At 72.4% G+C, this 11,066-nt stretch carries 9 protein-coding genes; 5 read left to right on the top strand and 4 right to left on the bottom strand.

All coding sequences use genetic code 11. The features are described from left to right. Positions 1 to 236 precede the first annotated feature (236 nt). Positions 237 to 2,012: a CocE/NonD family hydrolase gene (locus tag ACWD2L_RS39830; protein WP_451193666.1), complete on the top strand. Its 1,776-nt coding sequence runs from the start codon at positions 237 to 239 to the stop codon at positions 2,010 to 2,012. 30 nt (positions 2,013 to 2,042) lie between these two features. On the opposite strand, the gene ACWD2L_RS39825 is transcribed toward ACWD2L_RS39830, so the two are convergent. After that, on the bottom strand, positions 2,043 to 2,384 hold the full coding sequence (locus ACWD2L_RS39825; RefSeq protein ID WP_351342324.1) for a DUF6204 family protein: 342 nt from the start codon (positions 2,382 to 2,384) through the stop codon (positions 2,043 to 2,045). A gap of 245 nt (positions 2,385 to 2,629) precedes the next feature. On the opposite strand from ACWD2L_RS39825, the gene ACWD2L_RS39820 reads away from it, so the two are divergent. Beyond that, a complete protein-coding gene (locus ACWD2L_RS39820) occupies positions 2,630 to 4,615 on the top strand; it encodes a DUF5107 domain-containing protein (protein WP_351342322.1) in 1,986 nt (661 codons plus the stop codon). 31 nt (positions 4,616 to 4,646) lie between these two features. Here the strand turns inward: ACWD2L_RS39820 and ACWD2L_RS39815 are convergent, their stop codons facing one another. The 3 genes from ACWD2L_RS39815 to ACWD2L_RS39805 form a co-directional block, all read right to left on the bottom strand. Further along, a complete protein-coding gene (locus ACWD2L_RS39815) occupies positions 4,647 to 5,927 on the bottom strand; it encodes an amidohydrolase family protein (RefSeq protein WP_351342320.1) in 1,281 nt (426 codons plus the stop codon). A 148-nt stretch (positions 5,928 to 6,075) separates the two neighbouring features. Further along, positions 6,076 to 6,768, bottom strand: coding sequence for a GntR family transcriptional regulator (locus ACWD2L_RS39810; RefSeq protein ID WP_351342318.1), 693 nt, complete (start codon positions 6,766 to 6,768; stop codon positions 6,076 to 6,078). A gap of 48 nt (positions 6,769 to 6,816) precedes the next feature. After that, positions 6,817 to 7,185 (bottom strand): VOC family protein, encoded by a 369-nt coding sequence (locus ACWD2L_RS39805; protein ID WP_351342316.1) that lies wholly within the window; start codon positions 7,183 to 7,185, stop codon positions 6,817 to 6,819. 102 nt (positions 7,186 to 7,287) lie between these two features. Here ACWD2L_RS39805 and ACWD2L_RS39800 point away from each other — a divergent pair, with 102 nt between their 5' ends. The 3 genes from ACWD2L_RS39800 to ACWD2L_RS39790 are packed head-to-tail and all read left to right on the top strand — an operon-like array spanning position 7,288 to position 10,867. Then, positions 7,288 to 7,644: a phage holin family protein gene (locus tag ACWD2L_RS39800; RefSeq protein WP_351342314.1), complete on the top strand. Its 357-nt coding sequence runs from the start codon at positions 7,288 to 7,290 to the stop codon at positions 7,642 to 7,644. Between the two features lie 2 nt (positions 7,645 to 7,646). Continuing rightward, positions 7,647 to 9,011 carry an NAD(P)/FAD-dependent oxidoreductase gene (locus ACWD2L_RS39795; RefSeq protein ID WP_351342312.1) on the top strand — a complete coding sequence of 455 codons (1,365 nt, stop codon included), beginning with the start codon at positions 7,647 to 7,649 and terminating at the stop codon, positions 9,009 to 9,011. Further along, positions 9,008 to 10,867, top strand: a complete 1,860-nt coding sequence (locus ACWD2L_RS39790) for a transketolase (protein WP_351342310.1) — start codon at positions 9,008 to 9,010, stop codon at positions 10,865 to 10,867. Before ACWD2L_RS39795 ends, ACWD2L_RS39790 begins: the two co-directional genes overlap by 4 nt. The last annotated feature ends 199 nt before the right edge of the window (positions 10,868 to 11,066 follow it).

The following is an 11,066-nucleotide window of genomic DNA, read 5'->3' as shown; positions in this document are numbered from 1 at the left end:
GGAAGTCCTGCCGGACGGGCCGCCTCAATCGCCGGCGGGGCTTGATCATCAAGCCCCGCCGGCGATTGGGGCGATCTTTTTAGCCCCTGCGGCGATTGAGCAGCGGGTCCGGGGCGGAGCCCCGTGGCGTCGAACGGAGATTCACCCTGCACGCTTCTTGCCCCTTGTTGACACGTGCCACACGATGACTTCGCGCTCACCGTTACCCGCCGGTAAGGCACCCCGTGGAGGTCACCGTGCCCAGATCCCGCACCACGCTCGCCGCCACCCTGTCCGTCATCGCCGCAGCAACACTCGCCACCCCCGCATTCGCCGACACACAAACCGCCCCGGACGTCACGGTGACCCCCCTGAAAGTCACCGTCCACACCGCGGAGCGCACCTGCACGGTCGACGCCGACCTCTACCGCCCCGTCGGCGTCGACGCCGCGCACCCCGCCCCCGCCGTCCTGACCACGAACGGCTTCGGCGGCAGCAAGTCGGACAGCACCGGTGACACGGCGAGGGCCTTCGCCGAGCGCGGCTACGTCTCGCTCGCCTACTCGGGCCTCGGCTTCGGCAAGTCCGGCTGCCTGGTCTCGCTCGACGACCCGCGCATCGACGGCAAGGCCGCCTCCGCCCTCGTCGACCTCCTCGCCGGCACCCGCGCCGCCGACGACGGCACGACGATTGACTACGTAACCGCCGACAAGAAGGGCGACCCCCGCGTCGGCATGATCGGCGGTTCGTACGGCGGCGCCATCCAACTGGCCACGGCCGCCGTCGACCACCGCGTGGACGCGCTCGTCCCGATGATCACCTGGAACAACCTCGCGTACTCCCTCGACCCGCAGAACGCGACGGACCCGGCCGCCGCCGACGTCCCCGGCGCCTTCAAGTGGCAGTGGACCAACGGGTTCTACCTCATCGGCGAGGGCCAGCCCCTGCTCTCCCCGTCCCTCGACCCGTCCCGCATCAACAAGCTGAGCTGCCTGCACTTCGTGGACGACGCCTGCGCCACGATCCGCACCCTCAACTCCGGCCGCTACCCGGCCGCCGACACCCAGCGGCTCCTCTCCTACGCGCGCAGCGTGTCCCCGGTCTCGTATCTGAAGCAGGTGAAGGCGCCGACGTTGCTCGTGCAGGGGCAGGCCGACTCGCTGTTCAACCTGAACGAGGCCCGGTCCACGTACGACACGCTCGCCGCCCAGGGCACCCCCGCCAAGATGATCTGGCAGTCCTGGGGCCACAGCGGCGGTCTCACCGACCCGGCCGCCGGTGAACTCAACCTCTCCGAGGGGAACCTGGAGACCAGCTACGTGGGCCGCCGCGTCCTCGCCTGGTTCGACCGGTACCTGCACAAGAAGGGCGGCACCGACACCGGCCCCGCGTTCGCCTACTACCGCGACTGGATCACCGACCCGAACGGTACCTACGCGACCGCGCCGCGCGTGCCCGCCCTCAACCGCACGCTGTACCTCTCCGGCGACGGAAAGCTCGTCGACAACCGGAAGAAGGTGGCCCGCGGCAGCCGCGAGTACCGCAACTGGCTCGTCCCGACCAGCCACTCCGAGTCCTCGCTCGCCGGCCTCATCGGCCTGCCGGACCCCGCCCCGTACGACACCAAGGGCACCTACCTCGACTGGACCACCGAACCGCTGACCGCCGCCACCGACGTCGTCGGCGCCCCGAAGGCGACGCTCACGGTGGTCTCGCCGAAGACGGAGCGCGTGCAGAACTCCGCCGACGCGGCCGACAAGCTGGTGCTCTTCGCGAAGCTGTACGACGTCGCGCCCGACGGCTCGAAGACACTGGTGCACCGGCTGGTCGCCCCGGTCCGCGTCCCCGACGTCACCCGCCCCTTCACGGTCTCCCTCCCCGGCATCGTGCACCGCTACGAGAAGGGGCACCGGATGCGTTTCGTGATCGCCGCGAGCGACGACGCGTACGGCGGCAACAAGGGCGTCAAGCCGGTCACCGTCACCAGCGCCCCGTACGACACGGGGACGGTGCAACTGCCCGTCGTGCCCTAGGGTCCCAGCAGACCCGGGCCATCACGTCCGCTAGCGGCGCGACTTCCGGTTGACCTTCATGGTGTCCATGTCGGTCACCGTCGAGCGCAGCTCCCCGTGTCCGTAGCCGCGCTCCTTCAGGTACGCCTCAGCCTTCTCCTCGGCGAGCGCCGCCGCCATCTCGTCGCCGTCGTCCGGGTCGGACTCGACGACGTACCGCATGGAGAAGTGCTTGAGCGTGCGGTCGTAGGCGAGTGAGCCCTCCAGGCCGAACTTCATGCCGGCGATGCCCTCGTGCTCGGCGACCTCGGCGAGCAGCCGCTCCCGTGCCGCGTCGGTGAGGTCCTCGAAGGTGGCGCGGACGATGACTCGGTAGGTGTGGCTCTCGGCCATGGTGGTGCGGTCTCCTCGCGTACATGTGCTGCCTGCCGGACTGACTGTATGCGTGTCGCGGCGAAGGCAGGGGAGTGCCAGCGTACGTGGGGGCGGGCGGGGCGCCCACGGAATATTGCGGCGCCCGGGGGCCGGCGCCGTTCGGCTTTGCGCAATCCTGACCGGAGGGCACCCTGTTCAGCTCCCGCAGGACGATGTTCCATGGTCATCGGGGCGGGCCGCGCCCCTGGCGACGGGAGGCACACGTGACCGAGATCCGCCGTGCGGTACTGACTCTGCCGGGCGTGCCACTGGGCCCGGACAATCCGCTGCCGCCGCTGCGGCCACTCGACGAGATGCACGAGGTCGACGAGCGCGCCAAGGAGGACATGCCGCTCGACATGGCCCGGCAGGTCGGTTACCGGCCGCTGCGCAGTGTGCTGCCCGAGCGGATCCGCGACGGGTACGGGCGCGACCGGGAGCCGGTCGACCTCGACACGATCGTGATCGAGAACGACCGACTGCGGGCGACGGTGCTGCCGGGCCTCGGCGGCCGCGTCGCGTCCCTGTTCCACAAGCCGACCGAGCGTGAACTCCTTTACCGCAACCCGGTGTTCCAGCCCGCCGACTTCGCACTCAACGGCGCCTGGTTCTCCGGAGGCATCGAGTGGAACATCGGCGCGACCGGCCACACCGCCCTGTCCTGCGCCCCGCTGCACGCCGCGCGCGTGCCGGCTCCCGACGGCGGCGACATGCTGCGCCTGTGGGAGTGGGAGCGGCTGCGCGACCTCCCGTTCCAGGTCGACCTGTGGCTCCCCGAAGGGTCCGACTTCCTCTACGTCGGCGTACGCGTCCGCAATCCGCACGAGAAGCCCGCGCCCGCGTACTGGTGGTCCAACATCGCGGTGCCCGAGGAGCACCGGGTGCTCGCTCCCGCCGACGAGGCCTGGTACTTCGCGTACGAGCGGACGCTGAGCCGGGTGCCCGTGCCGGAGCACGAGGGAATCGATCGCACGTACCCGCTGAACAGCGAGTTCCCCGCCGACTACTTCTACGAGGTCGAGGACGGGCGGCGTCGCTGGATCGCCGCGCTCGACGACGCCGGGCACGGCCTGGTGCAGACGTCGACCGATGTGCTGCGCGGCCGGAAGCTGTTCGTGTGGGGCGCGGGGACGGGCGGACGGCGCTGGCAGGAGTGGCTGACCGAGCCCGGCACGGGCGGCTACTCCGAGGTCCAGGCCGGGCTCGCGCGCACGCAGTTGGAGCACGTACGCCTGGAGTCGGAGGGGGAGTTCAGCTGGCTGGAGGCGTACGGGCCGCTGTCGGCGGACGCCAAAGCCGTGCACGCGGAGGGGAGTTGGGGGAGCGCCGTCGGCGAGGTGGAGCGTCGCCTTGAGGACGTGCTGCCGCGCGCCGACGTCGACGCCGCGTACGACGCGTGGCGGGCCTGCGCCGACGCGGAGCCGGGGGAGCGGCTCGCGGTCGGCTCCGGGTGGGGTGCGCTCGAAGTGCTGCGTGCGGGTTGGAAGTTGGCGGGTACGCCCTTCGACGAGTCGACGCTCGGTGAGGCGCAGGCGCCGTGGCGCGAGCTGCTCGAATCGGGCGCCTTCCCGGAGCAGCGCCGGGTGGGCCCGCCCGGTCCTTCCCTGGTCTCCCCGCCCTGGCGGGACATGCTGGAGACGGCGCCCGCCCGGCCGCAGTCCGAGTACCACCTGGGCATCGCGCAGTGGCACGCGGGCGACCGGGCGCAGGCCGTACGCAGCTGGGAGCGGGGCCTCGAACTGGCACCCTCGCTCTGGCCGTTCCTGCGCTGCCTCGCCGTGGCCGACGCGGCGGACGGCCACACGGAGCGCGCCGCCGACCGCTACGCCGGGGCCTTCGACGACCTGTGCGCCGAGCGCCGCGACGACGGGGAGCCATGGCGCTCCGCGTGCGGGACCCTCGGCCGGGAGGCGATCGGGGTGTTGCTCGCGGCGGGGCGAGTGGAGGTGGCCCGGGGCGTGTGGGACCGCCTGCACGTGACCACGCGCGAACGGGGCCGCTTCCGCCTGATAGAGGCGCAACTCCTTTGTATGGAGGGTGATTTGACCGCGGCCCGCACCATCTTCGACGAAGGTTTCGAGGTCGCGGACCTGCGCGAGGGCGCGGAAACCCTCGGCGAGGTGTGGTCACAGGTGGCCGCACCTGGGGAGCCGCTCCCCGCCCGTTACGAGTTCCGCATGCGGCCACCATCAAGCCCCTGCGGCGATTGAGCAGGGAGATCCCGGGCGGAGCCCCGATCGGTCAGACCGCGATGCCCGAACGCACCACGCCCACCGGCTTCTTGAGCACCGACACGTCGGCCAACGGGTCCCCGTCGACGAGCAGCACGTCACCCGCACTGCCACGGGCGAGCCGCCCCACGGCGCCCTCGAGCCCGAGCAGCTTCGCCGCGCCGGTGGTGGCCGTACGGATCGCGTCGAGCGCGCTGAGCCCCGCGGAGCGCATCAGCTCGACCTCGCCGCCGATCGGGTCGACGGTGCCGCCGGAGGAGTCCGTGCCGGCGGCCAGCGGCACACCCATCTCGTGCGCGGCGAGGGCCGCCTTCTTGAGCAGCGGCAGATAGGTGCGCCCGCGCTCGTCGAGGACCGGGTCGTCGGAGCCGATCATGCCCGCGATGGCGCCCAGGGTCGGCGTGAAGAACGTGCCGCGGCGCCGCATCTCGGCCAGCGTGCGCTCACCGACGTACGCGCCGTGCTCCAGGGAGTGGATGCCCGCGAGCACCGCGTCGTGGCAGCCCTTCTCGCTGTAGCTGTGGCAGAGGACGCCCTTGCCGCCGCGCCCCGCCGCCGCGACGATCTCGGACAACTGCTCGCGCGAGTAGACCTGCTCCAGCGGATCCTGCTCGGCGAGGCCCGCACGCGGGTTGACACGGGTCTTGATGACGTCGGCACCGCGCTTCAGGTTCACCTCGACGACACGGCGCAGCGCCTCGGCGGACGTGACGCCGTCCTTGAGGCGCGCCAGCGGGGTGAGGTCCGGGTCGCCGAGGACCGTGTCGCCGAGGTCCGGCGTGACGAAGATGCCGGCGGCCTTGAGGCGGGGCGCGAGTTCGGGGGCCTGGCGGGCCAACTCCCGTACGGCGATGTCCTGGTAGAAGTTCGTGGAGCCGCTGCGCGCGCTGGTGGCGCCCTTACGGACCGCGTCGAGCGCCTCGGTCGCGGTGTTGAGGTGGATGTGTGCGTCGACGAGTCCGGGCAGCACCCACCGGCCGTGCGCGGCGAGGCGCGGCGCGTCCTTGGGCACGTCGACACGGCCGCGCGCGCCGGCCGCCCGCACGACGCCGTCGCGGATGACGACGACCGCGTCCTCGGTCACCTCGCCGGTGGCCGGGTCGAGCAGGGTGCCGCCGTCGACGACCAGGTCACCGGCGCGGGGCGCCGTGGCCGGGCGGCGGGGTGCGGCGGATGCCGCGGACGCGCCGGAGCCGAGGGCGGTCGCGGTGCCCGCGAGCGCGGCGGACGCGGCGAGGACGCCGCGGCGGGTCAGTCGGCTGGACGGCGGCTCGGCGGGCTCGACGCACATGAAAGCTCCTGGCGGGGTCTACGAGGGTGGGCTGGCCCGCCTTTTTGTATACCAAGAGAAGAGTGCCCGACAAGGTCGCCTGCGTCGATGCCGCTTAATGTCCAGTTTGCGTAAGGGGTTGTCCGAGTGCGCCGAGAGGCTATTCGCCCTAGGTATACAAAGTGGTGTCGCCGAACAGTGACCTCAGTGCGACCGCCCGGCTGTCCCTGACGTGCAGCAGCGTGCCGGCCGCCGCCAGCTCCTCGTCGCCCGCCGCGATGTGCCGGTAGATGTCCGCGTGCTGCGCCCGCATGTGCGCCGGCTCCTCGCGCAGCCCGAACAGCAGCTGCAGCTGCCAGCTCAGCTGCTCCATCGTGCGGGTGAGCAGCGGGTTCCCGCAGAGCGCCACGATCTCCTCGTGGAACTCGGTGTGCGCGGCCACCTCGCGCGTGCCCTCGTCGGCCGCGGCCGCCCGCTCGGCCCGGTCGAGGCAGGCGCGCAGCGGGGCAAGGGAGGGCGGGTCCTGCGCCGTGAGCGCCCGTGCCGCGAGCCGCGAGGCCTGCACGGCGAGCGGCTCCCACACCTCGTACAGATGCCGCACATCGGTCCGCTCCAGGTGGCGCACCCGCACGCCACTGCGCGGCAGCAGTTCGAGGAGGCCCTCGGCGACGAGCGCGCGCAGCGCCTCCCGCACCGGCACCCGGGACATCCGCAGCTCCTCGGCGACCTCCCGCTCCACGAGCCGCGCGCCCATCGGATAGCGCCGGTCCACGATGCGCTGGCGCACCGCTTCCCGCGCCTGCGCGCTCAGGGGTGCCCTCTCCGGGTGCCCCTCGTCCGACCCTGCCGCACTCCCCGCCACGTGCACCGTCCTTCGCCCGTCGTACCCCGGGCGAGGATACGTCGAGGGTTACGCCTCCGCGTTCTCCGCGGGTGCCTGACGGTCCACGTACTCGAAGACCGAGCCGTCGGGGTGCATCGCGATCAGATTGCGGCCCGCCGGACTCGGCACCGGGCCCGCGATGACCTTGGCGCCGGAGGCGGTGAGCAGGGTGCCGGCCTCCTCGACGTCGGCGACCGCGATCGTCGCCGCGACCTTGCGCAGCACGTCGATCTCGGCCTTGGGGCCGCTCATCAGGAGGAAGCAGCCGACCGCGGCCACCGAGACCCCGCCGCGCTCGAACCGCAGCGCATCGGCGCCGGTAAGGCTTTCGTAGAACGTGACCGAGGACTCCAGGTCCTCGACGCATATGCGCAGCGTGGTTCCCAGGATTTCCATGGGGAGGAGCCTAGTCGGAGGGGCCGGGGGCGCGTGATCGTTTCGCGGAAGCGGACGCGACGGCCGTCGTTACTCGGCGCGGGGCACGGGTACCCGGCGCGCATGGAACGCATGGGCGAACACATCAACGAGCAGCTGGCCGACGAGCTGGCCGGACGGGTCACGCACGCCGTGCGCGAGACGGTGCGCGAGGAGCTCACCGCGGGTGTGCGGGCGCAGCGACGCAGGGCCGCCCTGTACGCGGGAGCCGGTGTCGCCGCGCTGTACGCGGGGGCGGCCGTGGCGCTCGCGCTCGGCCTCGTCCTCGCCCTCGGCATGCCGGACTGGGGTGCGGCCCTGGTGGTCGCCGTGGTGCTGGCCGTCGCGGCGTACGTGCTGCGGGGCGTGGCGCGGCCGGGACGGCCCCCGGCGCCCACAGCGCCGCCGATGCCGACCGCACCGCCGACGCCCGGAGCGTGACCGTGAGCCGATCCCGAGTCGTCATCGTCGGTGCCGGTTTCGCCGGATACCGGGCCGCCCGCATGCTGACGCGCGTGGCCCGCGACACCGCCGACGTCACCCTGCTCAACCCCACCGACTACTTTCTCTACCTCCCCCTGCTGCCGCAGGTCGCCGCGGGCACGCTCGAGCCCCGACGGGTCACCGTGTCCCTGTCGGGCACGCTGCCGCACGCGCGGCTCGTGCTCGGCGAGGCCGACGGCGTGGACCTCGACGACCACGTCGTCTCCTACACCGACCCCGAGGGCGGACGCGGCACCCTGGAGTACGACCGCCTCGTCCTGGCCGTCGGCAGCGTGAACAAGCTGCTGCCGGTGCCGGGCATCGCCGAGCACGCGCACGGCTTCCGCGGCATGCCCGAGGCGCTGTACCTGCGCGACCACATCACCCGGCAGATCGAACTCGCCGCGGCCTCCGACACCCCCGAGGAGTGCCGGGCCCGCTGCACCTTCGTCGTGGTCGGCGCCGGCTACACAGGCACCGAAGTCGCCGCGCAGGGGCAGCTGTTGACCGACGCGCTCGTGAAGAAGCAGCCGCTGCGCCACGGCATCCGCCCGCGCTGGATGCTGCTCGACCTCGCGCCGCGCGTCCTGCCGGAACTCGATCAGCACCTCTCGCGGACCGCCGACAGCGTGCTGCGCCGGCGCGGCGTCGAGATACGGCCCAAGACCTCCGTGAAGGAGGCCACGAAGGACGGCGTCCTGCTGGACGACGGCGACTTCGTCGACACCCGTACGCTCGTGTGGTGTGTCGGCGTCCGCCCCGACCCGCTCGTCGCCGAACTCGGACGGCCCCTCGAACGCGGGCGGCTGCTCGTCGACCCGTATCTGAACGTGCCGGGACACCCCGAGGTGTTCGCGTGCGGGGACGCGGCCGCGGTGCCCGATCTGGAGAAGCCCGGTAGTCGGGGGTCTGGGGGTCGTCCCCCAGAAAGGCACTTCACGCCGATGACCGCGCAGCACGCCTGGCGGCAGGGGCGCGTCGCGGGTCTGAACGTCGCCGCGTCCCTCGGCAAGGGGGAGCGCCGCGACTACCGGCACAAGGACCTCGGCTTCACCGTCGACCTCGGCGGTGTGCAGGCCGCCGCGAACCCGCTCGGCGTCCCGCTGTCCGGCCCGCTCGCGGGCGCCGTCACCCGCGGCTACCACCTCGCCTCGATGCCCGGGAACCGGGTGCGGGTCGCCGCGGACTGGCTGCTCGACTCCGTACTCCCGCGCCAGGCAGTCCAGTTGGGCCTCGTCCGCTCCGGGTCCGTGCCGCTCGACACGGCGTCGCCGGAGCTGGCGCGCGTACCCGAAGACCGCAAGCAAGACGGAGGTTCATCGTGACCACCACATACAGCGAAGCCGAACTCCGTGCCCTCGGGCAGCAGTTGAGGGTCGACTCGGTCCGCGCGGCCGACGCCGCGGGGTCCGGGCACCCCACTTCCTCGATGTCCGCCGCCGACCTGATGGCCGTCCTCCTCGGCCGCCACTTCCGCTACGACTTCGACCGCCCCACCCACCCGGGCAACGACCGCTTCGTCCTCTCCAAGGGCCACGCGTCGCCGCTGCTCTACGCGTCGTACAAGGCGGCCGGTGCAATCAACGACGCCGAGCTGCTCACCTTCCGCAAGCTCGGCAGCCGGCTGGAGGGCCACCCGACGCCGCGGAGCCTGCCCTGGGTCGAGACGGCCACCGGATCGCTCGGCCAGGGGCTCCCGGTCGCGGCCGGCATCGCCTGGTCGGGCAAGCGGCTCGACCGGGTCGGCTACCAGGTGTACGTCCTGTGCGGCGACAGCGAGATGGCGGAGGGCTCCGTGTGGGAGGCCGCCGAGTACGCCGGGTACGAGCAGCTCGACAACCTCACCGCGATCGTCGACGTCAACCGGCTCGGCCAGCGCGGACCCACCCGGCACGGCCACGACCTCGACGCCTACGCCCGCCGCTTCAAGGCCTTCGACTGGCACACCATCGTCGTAGACGGGCACGACGTGGCGGAGATCGACCGTGCGTACGCGGAGGCCGCGTCGACCGTCGGCCGGCCCACGGCGATCATCGCCCGCACCCTCAAGGGCAAGGGCGTCGCGGCGGTGGAGGACCGCGAGGGCGCGCACGGCAAACCGCTGCCGGACGCCGCGGAGGCCGTCGAGGAGCTCGGCGGCGACCGCGGCGTACGTGTGTCGGTGCAGGCGCCGCCGGCCGCGCGCATCCTGCACGCGGTGCGCAGCGGACGCCTCGACCTGCCCCGCTTCGACGTCGGCGACGAGGTCGCCACCCGTGACGCGTACGGCCAGGCGCTCGTCGCCCTCGGTTCCGCGCGCGGTGACGTCGTCGCGCTCGACGGCGAGGTCGGCGATTCCACGCGCACGGAGCTGTTCGCGAAGGAGCACCCCGAGCGGTACGGCGAGTGCTACATCGCGGAGCAGCAACTCGTCGCCACGAGTGTGGGGTTGAGCGCGCGTGGCTGGCTGCCGTACGCGGGGACCTTCGCGGCGTTCCTGACCCGCGCCCACGACTTCATCCGGATGGCGTCCATCAGCGGCGCGGACATCAACCTCATCGGCTCGCACGCGGGTGTCGCGATCGGGCAGGACGGGCCGTCCCAGATGGGCCTGGAGGACCTGGCGATGTTCCGCGCCATCCCCGACACCACCGTCCTCTACCCGTGCGACGCCAACCAGACCGCCCAACTCGTCGCCAATATGGCCGACTTGACCGGCATCCGCTACCTGCGCACCTCGCGCGGTGACGCGCCGGTGATCTATCCGCCGCACGAGGACTTCCCGGTGGGCGGCAGCAAGGTGCTCCGCTCCGGGGGCGGTGACCGGGTGACGGTCGTCGCGGCGGGTGTCACGGTGCATGAAGCGCTCAAGGCGGCGGACGAGCTGGCGGCGGCGGGTATCCCGGTCCGGGTGATCGACCTGTACTCGGTGAAGCCGGTCGACCGGGGGACCCTGCGGGAGGCGGCGCGGGACACCGGGTGCCTGCTCACGGTGGAGGACCACCGGGAGCAGGGTGGCATCGGGGACGCGGTGGCCGAGGCCTTCTCCGACGCGGAGCCGGCTCCGCGGTTCGCGCGGTTGGGTGTGCGTACGGTTCCGGGTTCCGCGACGCCGTCCGAGCAGTTGGCCGCGGCCGGCATCGACGCGGCGGGGATCGTCGCGGCGGTCGGCCTACTGGTGGAGCGCGCGGTGACGTCATGACGCCGTGGTCACGGCCACGGGGCTCCGCCCCGGACCCCGCTGGCTCTCGTCACAAGAGCGGGGCTTGATTTGGCCCAAGCCACGCCGACATCTGAAGCAACGGAGTCTCCCCAAGACCTATCAAGCCCCGCCGGCGATTGAGGCGCGGGGGCCGGGGCGGAGCCCCGTGGCCGTAACGCCGTTGCCGCGTAATAGGGAA

This window comes from Streptomyces sp. NPDC002754 (assembly GCF_053592315.1).
This window is presented reverse-complemented; position numbering and strand designations above follow the sequence as displayed.